This is a genomic window from bacterium (genome assembly GCA_024226335.1).
Taxonomy (GTDB): domain Bacteria; phylum Myxococcota_A; class UBA9160; order SZUA-336; family SZUA-336; genus JAAELY01.
Map to the genome: position 1 here is coordinate 14,565 of JAAELY010000333.1, position 17,747 is coordinate 32,311.

The window sequence follows — 17,747 nt, forward strand, 5'->3', positions numbered from 1 at the left end:
TCGCGCTCGAACAATTTTGGGACGAACCGATCCCGCGCCGCAAGCGGCCCGTCGGCCACGGAGATCGCGTTCGCGACCCGTGCTGGATGGCCGATTAGATGGGTCGCCCATGCGTACGGCATTGCCGCCCCGGGTGGTGACCGCGGGCATCGCAGGCACGTCGCATTTGATCTCGGAATCGCAGAAAGTCTGAGCGAAATTGCCCCAAGAACCCGCTTCGCGGCTGTGGAAACAGACGAACCAGGGCTAGTCCCGCAGCGCGGCTTCTCCGCGTGCCTCACAAAGCTCCGATAGCGGAGCGACTGGGCCTCTGTCCTTCCAGCGGCTAAGCACGAGTGCGGCACCCGCATTCCCGTCTTGCTCGAACACATTGTTGCGCGTCGAATACCCGAGCACGGGATCCTTCGCGATCGCATTTCGGCCCATCACCGAAGTCGGTGTGTCCGAAGGAGTTTTCGTATCGTACACTCGGCGTACCGTCGCTCGTGTGGACAATGGGAACCATTTGAACTGTCTCAACCAACGGGGAACGCAATTCCATGCTGGAGCATCTGAACGTCGAACCGAAGCTGGCCTCGCGCACGGTCGTGCTGGGGGCGGGCGGCTTCGTGGGCGGCGCCATCACTCGGCGATTGCGGGCCGCTGGCGCCGAAACCGTCGGGCTCTCCCGTCCAGACCTCGATCTGCAGGCCCCGGGCGCGGGCGAACAACTCGCCGGGTTGCTTCGGGAATCGGACGCGCTGGTGTGCGTCGCCGCCATCGCGCCGGTCAAGAATATCGGGATGTTGAAGGACAATCTGACGATCATCGAGACGATCCGTACCGCGATCGCTGCTCAGCCGGTCTCTCATATCGTCAATATCGGCTCCGATGCGATCTACGCGGATTCAAGGGAACCGCTTGGCGAGAGTTCGAGCGCCTCGCCCGGTAGCCTGCACGGCATCATGCATTTGACGCGGGAAGTCATTCTCGCTGAAGCGGCCGGCGAAACGCCCTTCACCACACTCAGGCCCACACTCATCTACGGCATCGATGATCCGCACAACGGCTACGGTCCCAATCGGTTCCGCCGTCTGGCCGCCCAGGGAGCCGAGATCGTCCTCTTTGGTGAGGGGGAGGAACAGCGCGATCACGTCTGGGTTGAGGATGTCGCGGATCTCGCACTACGCATTCTCTCCCATCGCAGCAGAGGGGTGCTCAACGCAGCAACGGGCTCGCTGATTTCGTTCAGAGAGGCAGCAGAGCGAGTCATTTCTCATTTCGGGCAAACCGTGGCGATCAAGGCAAGCCCGCGCTCGGGCCCGATGCCCCACGACGGCTATCGGCCGTTTGATCCCACAGCGACTTATGAGGCTTTTCCGGAGTTTCGCTACACACCGCCCGACGCGGGATTTGCGAAAGTGCACGCGCAGTTGGCGGGTGCCGATTGATGGGCAGTGAAGTCGATCTTCTGCGCTCTTTGCCGAAGACCCAGCGCAATCTCGCGCGTCGCGAGTCTGCCAAGGATCCGGAGGTCGTGCGCATCTCGAAACAGTTCGGCGAGATGTACTTCGACGGGCCGCGCGAGTACGGCTATGGCGGCTATCGCTACGACGGCCGGTGGGTGCCGGTGGCAAAGGACATGATCGCTCACTTTGATCTCAAACCCGGACAGCGGGTCCTCGATGTGGGCTGTGCCAAGGGCTTTCTGGTCAAGGACCTGATGGATGCGATGCCGGGGCTGGAGGTCTTCGGGGTCGATATTTCCGAGTACGCTCTGTCGAATTGCCATCCAGATGTAGTCGGGCGCCTGCAGCTCGGCAGCGTCGAGCATCTGCCTTTCCCGGAGGGTCGTTTTGATTGTGTTATCTCACTGGATTGCGTACACAATCTGCCCCGTGACAGGGCCAAAACTGCTCTTGGGGAAATTCAGAGGCTGTCGGCGGGACGGGCTTTCGTGCGCGTCGATAGTTATCACACCGCCGAACAGAAGGCGGTATTCGAAAGCTGGGTTCTGACCGCAGCATTCCACGACTATCCACAGGGATGGCTCGACCTGTTCGAGGAAGCGGGATATACCGGCGATTACGCTTGGACGATCATATCGTGACGGATCGAGACCGCTGCAGCGGGCTGGTCATCGACGAACTTCGGAGTATCTGGCGGCATGGGTAGAACGTACGCAATTCTCGGCGGTGGCGGTTCCTTCGGTATCCACGCCGCGCTCTATCTTCTGGACAAGGCCGATCCCAAGAAGGTGATCGGTATCGGTCGCAATCCGTTGCGTCCGGAGCCGTTCTCGCTCGGGATCGAGGCTCGCGATGGCTACGAATACCACGCCCGTCACGTCACCCACGAACTCGATCTGCTGCTCGAGTTGTTCGACCGGGAAAGGCCAGAGGTCATCGTCAATTTCGCGGCCCAGGGCGAGGGCGCCGTGTCGTGGAAGCACTCCTGGCGATTCTTCGAGACCAACTCGATGGCAATGGCCCGGCTCGCGGAAGAACTCATGAAGTGCGATTGGCTCGAGCACTTCATACAGATCGGCACGTCGGAGATGTATGGGTCGGTTGAATACGCCGTGAAAGAAGATGAGCCGATCAAGCCCACGAGTCCGTACGCTGCGTCCAAGGTTGCTTTCGACATGCATCTGCTGGCGGTCAACAAGTTCCTCGGATTTCCGATGAGCATCATCCGCCCTTGCAACTGCTATTGCCCGGGCCAACTCCTGCACCGCGTCATCCCGAAGGCGATCTGGGCCGGATTGACCGGCAACAGATTGCCCCTGCATGGTGGGGGAAAGGCGGAAAAGTCCTATATGCACGCGCGCGACCTCGGTCGCGCGATTCATCTGGTTGCTGAGCGTGGGCCCAACGGAGAGGTCTTCAATGCGGGGCCGGCCGAGCCGACATCGATTCGAGAAGTGGTAGAGCGCTGCGCGGGCGCACTCGGAATACCGTTCGAAGATCTGTGCGAAGTGACTGACGAGCGCCTCGGACAGGACTCGCGCTATTGGCTCGATTCCAGTGCCATCAAGGATGCAACTGGATGGCAACCCCAGATCGGTTGGGACGAGGGTCTGGCCGAGATGGTTGATTGGGGTCGCAAGTATCTCGACGGTATTCGCGATTGGCCAACGGATTACACACTGCGAGCGTGACAAGGCGCGGCCCGAGGCCGAAAGATGAGTGACACTTCCGATCGCAAGCAGGATGTCCGCACCGCCGTCGTGCTCGGTGCCAGCGCTGACATCGGTATTGCCCTCACGCAACGCCTGCTGGACGACGACTATCGAGTCGTGGGATTTGCGCGTGATATCCGACGGCTCGCTGCTCTCAAGAGCGCGGAGAGATTCAGCGCGATTGCTTGTGATCTCGCCGATCCTTCCAGTGTCGCAGCCGCGCTCAACTCTTACGAACAGCTGGATCTCTCCTGGCAACTCTTCGTATCAGCCGCCGGCACCATGGAGCCCATCGGGCGTTTCACGGATCTCGACTTCGACGCCTGGGAGCGCTCGGTGACCGTCAACTCGACGGCACAGCTGCGTGTTCTGCACGGGCTCTGGCCGAAGCGTGCGGTGGGAGAAGTCGACGTCATGTTGATGGCGGGCGGCGGTACCAATAATCCGTTCAGGAATTATTCGGCCTACTGCGTCGCGAAAATCGCTCTTATCAAGATGTGCGAGTTGCTCGACGACGAGGAGCCCGAACTCAATATCTTCATCGTCGGCCCCGGTTTCGTGCCGACACGGATTCACGAGGAGACACTCCGAGCCGGTGCTCGCGCGGACGAAGGCTATCAAAAGGCAGTCGACTTCCTGAAGACGGAAGGCACCAGCCATGATGATATCTACGCCAATCTGAAGTGGTGTATGGAAAAGGGCAGATCGGTTGCCGGTGGGCGGAACTTCTCTACCGTTCACGACCCCTGGCGCGAGGGAGGGGCCGAGCTCGGAGAGAAGCTGAAGGCGGACGGGAATGCGTATCGGCTGCGCCGGGCGCAACCGTGAAAGTCAGGACACGGCGAAGGTGATGACGAAGACCAAACTCTCAGACTACGTTGCCGATTTTCTGGCCGAGCAGGGCATCGGTCACGTTTTCATCATTTCTGGCGGTGCTTCGATCCACCTGCTGCATTCGATCTCGGAACACTCGGTGCTGCAGCACATCTGCCCGCACCACGAGCAAGCCGGAGCCATGGCCGCTGAAGCCTACTCGCGGGTGACTGGAAATCTCGGTTGCGCGATCGGCACCAGCGGTCCCGGTGCTACGAACATGATCACCGGAATCGCGGGTGCCTGGTTTGATTCGGTGCCTTGCCTGTACCTTACGGGTCAGGTCACCACCTTTCGCATGAAGGGCGACACCGGAGTGCGACAACTCGGTTTTCAAGAGACCGAGATCATCCCGATGGTTGAACCGATCACGAAGTACGCGGTGCAGATCTCAGACCCGATGGATATTCGCTATGAGCTCGAGAAAGCCGTGCACCTGGCGAAGACGGGTCGACCCGGGCCCGTGGTAGTAGATATTCCCGACGATCTGCAGAGGGACTTCATCGAAGTAGAAGCGCTTCGGGGCTTTACTCCGGATGAAGAACGTTCGACGCTGTCGCCGAGCGCGGGAGAACTCGATGCGATCGCCGCCATACTCAGTGAGGCCGATCGGCCCGTACTGATGCTCGGCTGGGGCGTGCGGCTCGCCGGAGGTGAAGCGGAGGCGCGACGACTCGTCAGTCGCCTGGGGATTCCCGTACTCACCAGCTGGGCGGCCAGGGATCTCGTGGATTCGAATTTCAAACACCTGGTCGGCACCGTCGGCACGCATGGCACCCGTGCAGGGAACTTCGCGATGCAGAACGCGGATGCCGTGTTGTGCATCGGTGCACGTCTCAGTACGCGTGAGACCGGTTCTCCGATAAAGAGCTGGGCGCGGCAAGCGCAAACTATTGTCGTCGATGTGGATGAAGCGGAATTGGGCAAGTTTCCGAGATTCGGAAAACCTCTGGACGTCGCCGTTCACGCGGATGGAAGAGCTTTCATCAGTGCTCTTCTGGACAGGCTTGAGGATTGCCAGCTACCCGACGTCTCGGATTGGTGCGGGCGTACCGAAGACTGGAAGGCTCGCTATCCGGTGTGCGATGCCTCTGCGCAGGAAGAATCGACCATCAATCCCTATGTATTCGTCGATGCACTCTCCGCCGTCATGCCTCCGAACGAGCACATCTTCATCGACACAGGTTGCTCGATTGCCTGGATGATGCAGGGATTCGACATCCGCACGGGTCAACGGCTCTATCACGATTTCAACAATACGGCGATGGGGTGGGCGCTGCCGGCGGCGATTGGCGGCTGTCTCGCCCTCGACGGTAGACCCGTTACCTGTGTTTCAGGCGATGGCGGGATGATGATGAACTTGCAAGAACTGGGAACCATCAAGCGGCATCGTCTACCCGTCCGCATTTTCGTGCTCAATAACCGCGGCTACTCCATGGTCCAACAGACTCAGGAACAATGGCTAGGTGGCGAACACGTAGGCACGTCCCTGGAGGGCGGGCTCGACTTTCCGGATTTCGAGAAGCTCGCGGGAGCTTTCGATATTCCCTGCATCTCCATTGCGAAAAATGCATCGCTCCCAGAGGTGCTGGGGAAGGTGATGAAGATCGATGGGCCTCTGCTGGTCAATGTGGATATCCCTTCCGGAAAGCGTGTGGCTCCGCAGTCCAGATTCGGCTATCCGATCGAGGATGCGGAGCCTTTGTTGCCAAGGGACGAGTTTCTGGAAAACATGATCGTCGCACCCTTGCCGGTTTCTCTCAAACTTCCGGACTGATTCGTCAGTTCCAAGCTCAACACCAGGAAATCATGCACACGAACTTGTATTCCGATCTGTTCACGCTTATCAAGGCGAGCCCCGAACGCCATGCCAATAGCGATCCGCTGTGGCGCGTTCTACGGGCTGCTGCACGCGCCGAGGTGGAGAGAACTTTCTGTGACGGGGCGGGTGAGAAAGTTCCGTTTGGTCCGCTCGGTGTGCTCGAATTTCCCTATCACAACATGGGAAATATCGACTCCCTCGATCTGTTCGGGATCGACGAGTTGATCATTCTGGCTTTCTACGATTCGAACCGGGCGCGCTATGAGCGGGCCGTCGACTTCGGTGCCAACATCGGACTGCATTCCATAGGTATGGCGCGTGCCGGTTTCAGCGTGCGCTCGTTCGAGCCGGATCCCGTTCATTTCGGACTGCTCAAACGCAATCTCGGCTTGAACGCGGTCGAGACCGAGATCCACCAATCGGCGGTATCGATCGAGGCGGGCCGGGCCGAATTCGTACGCGTACTCGGCAACACGACGGGCAGCCATATTGCCGGTGCGAAGAAGGATCCTTACGGAAAACTCGACCGCTTTGAGGTCGAACTCGAAGCAGCAGAGGGTCATCTGCGCTGGGCCGATCTTGCGAAGATCGACATCGAAGGTCATGAGGCAGAGCTTTTGACCGGTCTGCCTATCGATGTATGGGCGGATACCGATGCCGTTCTCGAGGTCGGAACAGCGGAGAACGCCGAAATCATCTGGAACCACCTCGGACGAGCCGATGCCAATCTGTTCTCGCAGATGACGGGCTGGAGCAAGGTCACTTCGCTTTCAGAAATGCCGACGAGTCATAGAGACGGGTCGTTGTTCATCTCGTCGAAATCGGAAATGCCCTGGACTGGTTAGTCGTCGCGCGAGTCGCTCAGTTGGCGGCGCTACATACCTGACTCGTGCCGGGTGATTGTGCGAAGGTCGAGCGTCGCATTACCGCCCAGTCACCGATATCGCAGTCGGAGGCGCCTCCCGATACGGAACATCGCCGCTGGCCCGCTTCGTCGAGATCGTCGCTGCCCGCCAGTACATTGCGCAACTTCCAGGAGTCCGCATCTCTCAGCTCTCCGTCGTGGTCGACGTCACCGCATACGGGTGTTACGACCAGCACATTGAAGGCGGCGCCCACTGGCAGAGCGGCGCCGTTGCGGTTCCGGATCGACCAGCGCCCGGAAACTGAATCGTACTCAGTGCCCACGGGATTGCTATTGCCCAGGCCCGGGCCACCGCCGGGATTCCAGTTCTGAGTCACGATCAGGTCGACGCTGGGATGATCATTCAAGCTGGGATGATCGAGTTGTGTCGACTCGGGAGTGGAAGCGATGGATCCAATCGAAGCGATGTGTACGAACGCGTTGTCTTGGGTTCCGGACACGTAAACTGCAAATCGCTCGCCCGAGAGCATCGAAGAGAGATCCTGGTGGAATACGGACCAGCGAGTGCCGTCGTAACTCACACCGAGCGCAGAAGTCGTGATTTCGACGGAGAGTCCGTGCACGTCTGACTGAGCGATAAAGACGATCGCATTCGGATCACCATCGGACCAGGGATTCGAGAAGGGACTCGAGTTCGCAACGATGCGATTGGGATCGGATTCATGGCCAAACGACAGCGCATCGCGTTGCGGAATCCAGACGGCAAACCGCGAGTCGGCGGGTATCGTCGTGATCAGATCCGCACTCCCAAATACCCACGGTACCCGTTGGGACTTGGACTCTGCGAAGAAGGCCACACCCAGGTCATTGTTCGGATCTCCTTCAACCCGGGTGTGTGTCGCGAGGATCAACTCGTCGGAATCCCGCACCAGCAGAGGTTGATCCAGATCAGGTCCCGATTCGAAGCCGGCCGCGTGGGCGGGTGGGATGAAAAGATCGAAGACGTCGTTTGCGATCGGTTGGTTTCCGTCTTCGAGTTGAACGAACCAGCGGCCACCGACGGTGTCGAATCCGACCCGCGCAGGTTGCTCAAGTCCAGAGCTGTGAAGATTGGTGCGCTGGATCTGGAACAACGCGTACGGATTGTCATTCAGGCGCTCGTCGTCCAGGTAGCCGAAACTGGAACCCGCGGTTGCCGGAATGATCGCTGCCCGCAAGGCTTCCGCGATATAGACGTTGATGGTGTTGCCGATACTCCATGCTGCTCCGTCTTCGCGAATCAGTCGCCAACGGGATGTCAGAGCGTTGTAGACGGGCACGATCCCGCCAATCTGCGAGCTGCCCGCCTCGTCTCGTGTGCGCACGAGCAACTGCGCGTTCGGATCCCCATCGAGTCCCGGATGGACCACTTCAGTCTCGTTGCCGATCAGATTTCCCGGAGCGATGCTGTGTGTGAAACCGCGATTTCCGGAACCAATCGCCAGAACGTTCCAGACCGAGTCAGCCGCGATGCTACCGGGACCTCCGCCTGGAGCACGCCCAAGCAGTTCCCAACGCTGCTTCGTAAGATTCCAGCTTGCGAGAGCGGCATCCGGATTCGACACACCTGCGCTTCCGTTCGGATTGAAGTTGTGGGTAACGAAGAGCAGTGGTTGTTGTTGGTTCGACCTGGCCAGGGGATGGAAGAGCTGTGATCCCGTCGGTGCGCCTGAATCCGTTGTGGCGACGTGAAGGTAGTTCGCGCGCAAATCTTCTGGATCGGCAATGCCGATGATCTGGGTATTGCCCGTCTGCATACCGTTGATCGTGAAGTACTGATCCGCGGTCGGGTCCAGGCCGAGTACGGCCGTGAGCAGCTGAAGATTGATATCTCCATCGGTCATGAAGGCGACGAGCGTTCCGGTCACGTCACTGCCGTCCGGTGAACTCAGCCCGGAGAAGCCGCTCTCCAGCAACGAGAAGCTCATCGTCCCGTCGCTGAAAGAAAGCGATCGGATCGCGATGGGAGCACTGGCGGCGAAGGCCTGGCCGGGCGCAGCGCCCGGAACATCGAGGATGGCAAAGCCCGAAGCAACTGGACCGCTGAAGGAAAGATCCAGCTGATCGGCACGCCCGGATGATCCGCTCAATAGAAGAAAAGCCAGGGCCATCAGCACCGTACGCAACAACATCAGGGAGCCTCCGCCATCTATTCTACACCAGTATCCGCTCCTGTCTCTATAGGAGAATAGGGGCAGTGTCCTGCCGTTGAGTTGCCGCCGAATTGCACATCGCGATCAGGCTCCCTGGGGAAGACGTGGAGCAGGTCGAGGTCAGGACAGGTTTCCCCTCGTGTAGCGTTGCCATAGATCCGTCGCGATACGTTCCGCATCGACATCCAGTTTCATGCGCGCAAATCCGCGGCAGATGTTCTTCACGTCGCGAAACAGCAGACGACGAGCGTGCGGGCTGGTGCGGGCGTCTACCGCCTGGGGAAGGTCGATCACGCACACTCGGCCTCGATCGAACAGGACGTTATAAGCGGACAGATCGCCATGAATCAGATCGCAGCGCAAAAACCTCTCGATGTTCTGAAGCAATGCGTTCAAAGCCGCTTCAGCTTCTTCCGCACTCAATCTGACGTGCTGAAGTAGGGGAGCGACCGCATCGGGTGTGCCGATGTGCTCCATCAAGATGGCGTCTGCACTTCGTTCATACGGCTCTGGTACATCCGCGCCCGCGTCGAATAGCAGGCACAGGTTTTCCCATTCGCGCCCGATCCAGTCGTGGTGGGCCATCAATCGACCCTTGCGGGTCTTGTTGCGCATGGCGCGATTTGACCGCGCATCGCCTCTGTTTTGACCGGCGTCGTAGAGTTCTGAGTTCGCGAACGCGCGGAAGCGCTGGGCCCGGTACACCTTGGCGATTGCGCGCTCGACACCCGTATGGGGCGCCGTACGAACCGCGTAGACGGTCGCCTCCTTGCCATCGCCGATGACGCCGAGAACCTCTGTAATGAGGCCGTCGGCGCCGAATGTCTGCATGAGTGCGGACTGCTCCGCCAAAGCGAGTTGGCCGCGAGTGAAGCCGGCCTGAGACAGGTCGGTACCGTGTTTTCCGGGCATGGAGCCTCCGTACAGGTGACGGGAACGAGCCGCGGACATACGCCGCCACTCGTAGAAGCTCCGGATCCTCAGCCCTGTTGAATCAGGCTGCCCGGGTCAGGAACGCTCGGAGGCGCAAGTCACAACGAAGTGCGTCGTTATGGATCGACAAGTCGTCACGATGTGCCTCCTCTCGCAGAGCGTTCCCAGTTGAAGAAAATCGTATCCGATTTCAGCTGGGAGGCCAAGCCCTTTCAGGCCTGCATCTTGGCGGCGAATCGACCCAGGAGGTCGCGCATCGTGTCGTCGGTCTGGATACCGCCAATCGGCCAGCCGTCGAGCATGAATGTAGGCACTCCGGTGACCTCGGCTTCCACGCAGCGTTCTGTCTGCTCCTGGAGTTCGAGCAACCAGGAATCGTCGCCAAGGACTGTGAGGTCGCGCGAAACCCGCCGAACGTTCTCACTTCCCACGCCTTTGCTCCGGGCTCCGCGCTTCCATGACGAGAAACGGGTCAGGTCGACTGGAAGCCATTTCAACTCGATTTCGAGCTGCGCCAAGTCGGGTTTCATGCGCTCCATCACCGTGTGGGCGATGAAACAGATCGAAGAGGCGAAGTCGAAATAGACCGGAACGCAGAGGTTTCCCATCCGATTTCCGCCGCCCGTCCGGGATTTCAGCCGATGCGCGCGTAGGCTTCGCGCAGAGCCTGGCGGCCTCCGGTTTCCAGAACATCCCCGTGTGTGACGATCACGCGATCGAAATCCCATTCGAGGATTCGATCGATACCAGCGCGAATCGCCTTCTTGTCCCGCATCGAGACACGTGCGATTCGCGACGGGCCGAAGCGCTTGTAGGCGCCTACGAGGCGCAGAAAGATGCGCGTGGTGCGGGTTTCGGCGCCATGGAAGTTGAACGCGAGGTCGGTCAATACGAGTGTGCGAGTTGCGGGGTGCAGGAACACGACCTCCTCCAGGAAGTCGGAGCCGCGCACCCAGATCTGGTCCAGGTCAGACGCCCAACCTTCGGGAGCCTCGTCGTTCAATGTCTGGCCCTTGGGGAGATCCGAGATTTTCTCGGCCAGTCCCGGTGCCAGGTGGAGTTGGGCATCCGGGTAGCTCCGCATGTTTTCGGCGACGAAGAAGTGGTGAACCTTGTTGGGTGCGACCACGAATTTTACGGGTCCGAGAGTGCTCAGGGCTTGACGCAACGCAGCGCTGAGCGGCCCGGGAGAATGAACGAATAGGGATCCGTCCCTCAGCCTGATGACGGTCGTTCGCGTTCCGAATTCGGCAATCCCGATCTTCAAAGGGTGATCGATCACCCACAATCCACGGTCCAACGAGCGCAGCATCGAGATCCTCCGTAGTCAGAATAACGCACATACTCGAGGCTTGTAGAGCTATTGCCCCGGACGTGAGACAATGACTCATCTTCCGCGGACATGGGAGTTCCGATGTGCAGAAACTATTCGATCTGAGCGGAAAGGTCGCGGTCGTCACGGGATCGTCGAAGGGCATTGGCAAGGCTATTGCCGAAGCCATGGCGCAGCACGGCGCCCGCGTGGTCGTTTCGAGTCGCAAACTCGACGCCTGTGAAAACGTGGTCGAAGGCATCCGCGAACGCGGCGGCGAGGCGATCGCAGTCGCCTGCAATATCTCCTACAAGGAGGAGTTGCAGAATCTGGTCGACGAGGCCCGCAAGGCGTTCGGTCAGATCGATGTCTGTGTGTGCAACGCGGCGGTGAATCCGTACTTTGGCACGAGCCAGGATATTCCCGACAGCGCGTTCGACAAGGTCATGAACTGCAATATTCGCAGCAATCACTGGCTGTGTCAGATGGTGATTCCCGAGATGGCCGAGCATGGTGACGGCTCCGTGATCATCGTTTCGTCGGTCGGGGGTTTGATCGGATCCCGGGAGCTAGGCGCGTACGGGATCTCGAAGGCGGCTGATATGCAGATTGCGCGAAACCTGGCGGTCGAATGGGGTCCCAAGAACGTGCGCATCAATTGCATTGCACCCGGACTCATCCGCACTGATTTCGCGCGCGCGCTCTGGGAGAATCCGGTGATCTACGAACAGACGGTCAAAAACTATCCATTGCGACGAATCGGCGAGCCCGAAGAAGTCGCCGGCGCGGCCGTCTTCATGGCCTCCGCGTCGGGAAGCTTCATTACCGGACAGACGATCGTCATTGACGGCGGAGGCACGATCACCTGATGCGCCTACACGATTTCATCGAGTATCACGCGAGAGTTCGACCCGATAGGGAGTTCGCCATCCAGGGTTCGCATTCCATGACCTATGCAGAGGCGAATGTGGAGGCGAATCGTCTGGCCAATGGACTGGTGTCCGTCGGTCTCGAGGTCGGCGATCGCTTCGCCTATCTGTCGAAAAACTCGATCGACATGGCCCTGATGAATTTCGCCGCGGCGAAAGTGGGCGCCGTGCCCGTGCCCCTGAACTATCGACTCGCGCCACCGGAGTGGGCGTACATCATCAACGACGCGGAAGCGAAGCTGGTGATTGCCGCAGGTGACCATCCGAAGGGCATCGATTCGGTGCGCGACAAACTGAAGAGCGCGAAGACCTTCATCGCGCTCGGCGACGTACCCCAAGGATGGGAATCGTATCGGGGCTGGGTGGGCGAACAAGCGGAAACCGACCCGGGTCGCGAGATTACCGATCGGAACGAGTTGTACCAGATGTATACCAGCGGCACGACGGGGCATCCCAAGGGTGCGATCCAGCGGCACCATGCGGTCATTTCGAATGTGTCGCAACTAATGACTTCGTTGACCATCCGTCCCGGACCCGGCAGTCGCACGTTGATCGTCGCACCGATGTATCACGCGGCCGCAGCCATCTCGGTGATGGCGGCGATCATTTCCGGCGCAACCCTCGTGATTCAAGAGGATTTCGATCCAGCGGCGGTCGTACGTGAATTGTCGGAAGGCGATATCTCGTGGTGCACACTGGTGCCCGCGATGATCCAAGCGTGCCTGGTCATGGTGCCCGACGTGGCGGAGCGTCGCTATCCATCGCTCAAGATCATTACGTACGGCGCTTCCCCGATTGCGGAAGACACGCTGCGCACAGCCATGGAAGTCTTCGGATGCGGTTTCCACCAGGGATTCGGCATGACTGAAACCACGGCCGCCGTCACCGTATTGACCGAAGAAGATCACGTGGCGGCGCTCGCCGGGCGATCCGAACTCCTGCTCTCAGCGGGTCGCGCGATCACGGGTACTGATGTGCGAATCGTCGACGAGAACGATGTGGAGGTGGCGCGGGGCGAAGTCGGCGAGATTATCGCGCGCGGTCCACAGATCATGAAGGGGTACTGGAACCTGCCCGAGGCCAGCGAGAAGGCGTTGAAAGGCGGTTGGATGCACACCGGCGACGCCGCGATCATGGACGAAGAAGGCTATATCTACATCCAGGATCGCATCAAGGACATGATCGTTTCCGGTGGCGAGAACGTATACCCGCGCGAGATCGAGAATGCCCTGTTCGAACACGAAGCGATCATCGACGCGGCCGTGATCGGGATTCCCGACGCGAAGTTTGGCGAGGCCATCCTGGCTTTCGTAGTGACCAAGCCAGGTACGAGTCTGAGCGTCGACGAGGTGATCGCACACTCGCGTGACCGGATTGCCGGCTACAAGGTGCCTCGCCAGGTCGAGTTCATCGCCGAACTACCGCGAAACGCCAGCGGAAAGGTCCTGAAGAAGGACCTGCGCGAGCCGTATTGGGAAGGTCAGAAGCGACGCGTCGGGGGCTGAGCGGTATTGTCTTCAATCCTTCGCCAGGCTCTCTGATTCGCGGGCCGCGTGACCGTAGATTCCCTTGGCCATCAGCGAGAGTTCGCCCCTGCGTCGCGCTGCATAGATTTCGGCCCGGGCCGCGTGTGCACTGCGGTCGGACGGAGTCGCGAGTGTGGCCATCTCGATTAGTTCGCAAGCGAGTCGGAACTCGCTGGCTTCGGCGAGGTCCTGGGCGCGCTGGATGAGAACGTCGATGCCACCGGCCAGTTGCGCGATCTCGTTCGAGAGCACCTGCGCCGGAGCCGGCTTGAGATGGGCTGGATTTCCGTCGTACCAGCCACCATAGAGTCGCCAGATGTTGTGCAGCACGAACTCCGGTTCGTCGTAGACGGGACGCAGATAGGGTTTTTGAAGCAACTCGTCGGGAAGCTTGACCTCGTGCACGATCTGATCGAGACGCGCGCCGCCGTTCATCAGTTCGAGTGTCTGCTCTACGAGGATCTCGAGTGCCCGCGCGATGTCATCGAGCATGCCTCGAATGCGGGTTTCACCGGCGACCGGAAGACCGTGTGCGGGCAGTAACAACTCCGCGCCCAGCGCAGACATTTCGCGAAGTGCTTTCGCCCACTCGAGCGGAAAGCGTTGCACCTTTTGCGGGTTACCGGCGTTCGGGAACACCCAGGTGATGAAGTCACCCGCGCAGATCGCCTTGCGCGAGGGAATCCAGGCCCAGAGGTGATCGTCCGTCTCGCCTCTGGCGTGACGGAACTCCATATCGAGTTCTCCGACCTGCAAGCGCAGACGGTCGCGGAAGGTCGTATCGGGGCGCACCCAGGTGCTGGGACCGAAGGATTGGACGGTCTCGGCCGCCACCATGCCTCCGAGCGTTCGGACGCGCCCGAACTGGCGGGCATTGATCACGCCGTTGTAGCCGTTCGTGAACTGATAGCGTTCGAAGCGATCGGGCAGGTTCTCGTGTCCGACGATGCGCGGCTGGCCGTGGCCCGCTCTTCGTCCTTCTTCGATCATCCTCTGGGTTCCACCCACGTGGTCCACGTGACCGTGGGTGTAGGCGATCGTGTGGATTGGAGCTTCGCTCCAACTCCGCAGTGACTTGAGAATCCCCTCGGCGAAGGCTTCCAGGCTCGTGTCGAACAAAACCAGCCCTTCACCGGTATCGAATGCCACCACGTGCGAGAAGGCTTCGACCACAGCGATTTGATCGGCGACCTCAGAAAGCTCGGCGGTCGTGCGATTGACTGAGCCGGGGCCCTCGTAGATTCCTTCGTCGATAAAGCGGGCAGAGAGCCCGAGTAGGTCTGGCATGGAATTTCCCTCTATCCCAGGACTTTCGCGTCTTTCAATTCGTTGATCTCCGTCCGATCCAACCCGATTTCCGCAAGCACCTCTTCGGTGTGTTCGCCGAGTGCGGGAGCGGGCAGCCGTATCTCCGACGGCGTGGCATCGAAGCGTTCTGCGGGGCGTGGTTGGCGGATGCGCCCGACGACCGGGTGGTCCATTTCGACGATCAACTCGTTCTCGACGATCTGTGGGTCGTGCCAGAGTTCGTCAAGATTGCGAATGGGTGCACACGGTACCTGGCGCGCGTCGAAGCGCTCGAGCCATTCGTCGGTCGTTCGCTCGCGGGTCACTTCTTCGGTCATGTTCAGACGATCGTCGATGTGCTGGATGCGTCCGACGGCCGTCTGGAAACGCTCGTCTTCCAGCCAGTCCGGCCGCTCGAGTGCAAGGCACAAGCCCCGCCATTCTTCGTCGGAAACCGCGCCTACCGTCATGTATCCGTCGGCCGTCTCGAAGACCAGATCCTTCGCCAGACGTCGATCGCGCGTATCGTCGTGATCGACGAAGGTGTGTCGGGCCATCGCTTCGGGCCACAGGAACGCGACCATCGCATCGAGCATCGCGAGCTTGACGTGCTGGCCTTTTCCGGTGCGCTCTCGCGAGAGCAAGGCGGCCGTAATCGATTGAGCTGCGGTCAGGGCGGTCAGCTTGTCGGGGATGATCAGACGCATCATCTGCGGTCGCCCGGTCTTCCAATCGGCTTGAACGGCCGCCAGACCGGAGAGGGCCTGGATCACTGGATCGTACACACGTTTGTCGGAGTAGGGGCCAGACTCACCAAAACCGCTGATCGACACGTAGATGAGGTCGGGCTTCACCGCGCGCAGATCGGCTTCGCCTATTCCCATCTGTTCGGCTTTTCCGGGTCGGAAGTTCTGAACGAAAACGTCCGCGTCGGCCACCAATCGTTTCAGCACTTCGAGCCCTCTCGTCTGTTTCAGATCGAGCACGACTGAGCGCTTGTTGCGGTTGCTGGTGAGGAAGATCGCGGGAAAGCCGTTGCGATGCGAACCAAAAGCACGCACCAGGTCACCGATGCCAGGCGGCTCGATCTTGATGACGTCCGCGCCCTGGTCGGCGAGGATGCGGGTTGCGATCGGACCCGAGATCATCGCCGTTGCATCGATGACTTTGAATCCTGTAAGCGGACCGGACACTCGTTCGCTCCCCTTCAAATGTGGTTGGTGTGTGGCGGCTACTGCCGACGGTCCACTGTCTCAGACCCGACCCGCCGGATCAAACCGCACCGGGCACTTCCGGCGGCCTGTTAGACTGGGCAGGACCGATGAACGGTCGGAGGAGCGGCAGATGGGATTCTCGGAGTATGGTCAGTACGACGGTCTGGGCCTCGCGGAACTCGTGCGAAACTCCGAAGTTTCGCCCGCGGAACTGGTCGAGGAGGCGATCGCCCGGATCGAGCGCCACAACCCGATGCTGAATGCGATCGTGCACAAAGCCTATGACGACGCACGTCAGAGTGCAGCATCCGAGTTGCCGGACGGACCCTTCCGAGGTGTGCCGTTTCTGATCAAAGATCTCGGGTGTGCGGTAGCGGGCATGCCCAGAACCAGTGGCAGCCGTTTTCTGCAACACGAATTCGACACGGAAGACAGCGAACTCACGCGTCGCTATCGCAAGGCCGGAGTGGTGATCCTCGGCAAGACCAATACACCCGAGTTGGGTATTACCGGAACCACCGAGTCGGCGCTGCTCGGGGCCTGTCGCAATCCTTGGAATCCCGAGCACATCTCGGGCGGTTCATCGGGAGGGGCCGCTTCGGCGACGGCCGCGGGTATGGTTCCGCTCGCCCATGCTAGTGACGGCCTGGGTTCGATCCGCATCCCCGCGGCGTGTTGCGGGCTGTTTGGGTTGAAGACGACACGCGACCGCAATCCAAATGGTCAGCGTGACGGTGCTCGCGCGCTCGGGTTCTCGGTGGATCACGTCGTCTCGCGTAGCGTGCGCGATAGCGCGGCAATGCTCGACGCGACTGGCTATCCCGAAGCGTCATCACCCTACGCACCACCGCCCAAGGAGCGGCCCTATCTGGACGAAGTCAGTACCGCACCGGGAAGGTTGCGGATTGCATATTCCAGCGAGACGCCGCGAGGTGTGGCCATTCACGAGGAGAACCAGAGAGCCTTCGAGATGACGGTGAGTCTGCTCGAAGAACTGGGGCACGAGGTCATCGAGCGAGGTCTGGGTGTGGACTATCGGGAACTCTACCGCGCGCAGTCCGCCGTAGCGGCGGCCAATGCGGCAGCGAATCTCAAGGAGATGAGTGAGCGGGTCGGCCGCGAGCCCGAACCCGACGAACTCGAACCGCTTACTTGGGCGGGAATTCGTGCGGGACAGAAGCTATCGGGCGAAGTCGTCATGGCCGGTTGGCGCAAGTTACGCGAATTGAATCGCGAGGTCCTGTCGCTATTCGAGGATGTCGATGTATTTCTCAGTCCGGTCATGGGAACACCGCCACCGCAGATCGGGCATATCGATCCAGTGAACTTGAAACCGCGCGAGGTGAGTCGCAGACAGGCTACGGTCTTCCCGTTTACTCCGCCCTTCAATTTCACCGGCCAACCCGCGATGTCGGTACCACTATTCGAAAGCAGTGATGGTCTTCCACTCGGAATGCAGTTCGCAAGTCGCTATGCGGACGAAGCAACCCTGTTTCGATTGGCTGCACAGCTCGAACAGGCTCAGCCCTGGATCGGGCGCAAACCGCAGGTGTCGGACCTCTAGGGAACCTCTGCACAGGGAGGCTGCGGCTGCGAAGCGCGATGCATCCGCCTGCGCTGCGTCGCGCGACCCT

The 17,747-nt window shown here is 60.2% G+C and carries 16 protein-coding genes; 9 read left to right on the top strand and 7 right to left on the bottom strand.

The window, feature by feature from the left end:
• Window positions 1–246: 246 nt before the first annotated feature.
• Window positions 247–468, bottom strand: a complete 222-nt coding sequence (locus GY725_17200; GenBank protein ID MCP4005929.1) for a hypothetical protein — start codon at window positions 466–468, stop codon at window positions 247–249.
• 71 nt (window positions 469–539) lie between these two features.
• Between GY725_17200 and GY725_17205 the strand changes: the two genes are divergently transcribed.
• Genes GY725_17205 through GY725_17230 form a run of 6 tightly spaced genes read left to right on the top strand, consistent with a single transcriptional unit; the run spans window position 540 to window position 6,700 of the window.
• Window positions 540–1,430 (top strand): NAD-dependent epimerase/dehydratase family protein, encoded by an 891-nt coding sequence (locus GY725_17205; protein MCP4005930.1) that lies wholly within the window; start codon window positions 540–542, stop codon window positions 1,428–1,430.
• Window positions 1,430–2,089: a class I SAM-dependent methyltransferase gene (locus GY725_17210; protein MCP4005931.1), complete on the top strand. Its 660-nt coding sequence runs from the start codon at window positions 1,430–1,432 to the stop codon at window positions 2,087–2,089. The genes GY725_17205 and GY725_17210 overlap by 1 nt, the downstream gene beginning before the upstream one ends.
• Window positions 2,090–2,146: 57 nt before the next feature.
• On the top strand, window positions 2,147–3,139 hold the full coding sequence (locus GY725_17215) for an NAD-dependent epimerase/dehydratase family protein (GenBank protein ID MCP4005932.1): 993 nt from the start codon (window positions 2,147–2,149) through the stop codon (window positions 3,137–3,139).
• A gap of 24 nt (window positions 3,140–3,163) precedes the next feature.
• Complete coding sequence (locus tag GY725_17220; protein MCP4005933.1) at window positions 3,164–3,988, top strand: SDR family NAD(P)-dependent oxidoreductase; 825 nt, start codon at window positions 3,164–3,166, stop codon at window positions 3,986–3,988.
• Window positions 3,989–4,010: 22 nt separating this feature from the next.
• The gene (locus GY725_17225) at window positions 4,011–5,810 is read left to right on the top strand and encodes a thiamine pyrophosphate-binding protein (GenBank protein MCP4005934.1); all 1,800 of its coding nucleotides are present in this window, start codon (window positions 4,011–4,013) and stop codon (window positions 5,808–5,810) included.
• Between the two features lie 32 nt (window positions 5,811–5,842).
• Window positions 5,843–6,700 carry an FkbM family methyltransferase gene (locus tag GY725_17230; GenBank protein ID MCP4005935.1) on the top strand — a complete coding sequence of 286 codons (858 nt, stop codon included), beginning with the start codon at window positions 5,843–5,845 and terminating at the stop codon, window positions 6,698–6,700.
• A 16-nt stretch (window positions 6,701–6,716) separates the two neighbouring features.
• Here GY725_17230 and GY725_17235 read toward each other — a convergent pair whose 3' ends face one another.
• From GY725_17235 to GY725_17250, 4 genes are all read right to left on the bottom strand, one after another.
• Window positions 6,717–8,891: a hypothetical protein gene (locus tag GY725_17235; protein MCP4005936.1), complete on the bottom strand. Its 2,175-nt coding sequence runs from the start codon at window positions 8,889–8,891 to the stop codon at window positions 6,717–6,719.
• A gap of 141 nt (window positions 8,892–9,032) precedes the next feature.
• On the bottom strand, window positions 9,033–9,824 hold the full coding sequence (locus tag GY725_17240; protein MCP4005937.1) for a phosphotransferase: 792 nt from the start codon (window positions 9,822–9,824) through the stop codon (window positions 9,033–9,035).
• A gap of 233 nt (window positions 9,825–10,057) precedes the next feature.
• Entirely contained in the window at window positions 10,058–10,453 is a 396-nt protein-coding gene (locus GY725_17245) for a hypothetical protein (protein ID MCP4005938.1), read from the bottom strand.
• 26 nt (window positions 10,454–10,479) lie between these two features.
• Complete coding sequence (locus GY725_17250; GenBank protein MCP4005939.1) at window positions 10,480–11,157, bottom strand: DUF4336 domain-containing protein; 678 nt, start codon at window positions 11,155–11,157, stop codon at window positions 10,480–10,482.
• 104 nt (window positions 11,158–11,261) lie between these two features.
• On the opposite strand from GY725_17250, the gene GY725_17255 reads away from it, so the two are divergent.
• Window positions 11,262–12,026, top strand: coding sequence for a glucose 1-dehydrogenase (locus GY725_17255; protein MCP4005940.1), 765 nt, complete (start codon window positions 11,262–11,264; stop codon window positions 12,024–12,026).
• Window positions 12,026–13,591 carry a long-chain-fatty-acid--CoA ligase gene (locus tag GY725_17260; protein ID MCP4005941.1) on the top strand — a complete coding sequence of 522 codons (1,566 nt, stop codon included), beginning with the start codon at window positions 12,026–12,028 and terminating at the stop codon, window positions 13,589–13,591. Before GY725_17255 ends, GY725_17260 begins: the two co-directional genes overlap by 1 nt.
• 12 nt (window positions 13,592–13,603) lie before the next feature.
• Here the strand turns inward: GY725_17260 and GY725_17265 are convergent, their stop codons facing one another.
• Together GY725_17265 and GY725_17270 are read right to left on the bottom strand one after the other, a co-directional pair.
• The gene (locus GY725_17265) at window positions 13,604–14,899 is read right to left on the bottom strand and encodes an MBL fold metallo-hydrolase (GenBank protein MCP4005942.1); all 1,296 of its coding nucleotides are present in this window, start codon (window positions 14,897–14,899) and stop codon (window positions 13,604–13,606) included.
• A gap of 11 nt (window positions 14,900–14,910) precedes the next feature.
• Window positions 14,911–16,092, bottom strand: coding sequence for a CoA transferase (locus tag GY725_17270; GenBank protein ID MCP4005943.1), 1,182 nt, complete (start codon window positions 16,090–16,092; stop codon window positions 14,911–14,913).
• Between the two features lie 151 nt (window positions 16,093–16,243).
• Between GY725_17270 and GY725_17275 the strand changes: the two genes are divergently transcribed.
• A complete protein-coding gene (locus tag GY725_17275) occupies window positions 16,244–17,677 on the top strand; it encodes an amidase (protein MCP4005944.1) in 1,434 nt (477 codons plus the stop codon).
• Window positions 17,678–17,747 lie beyond the last annotated feature (70 nt).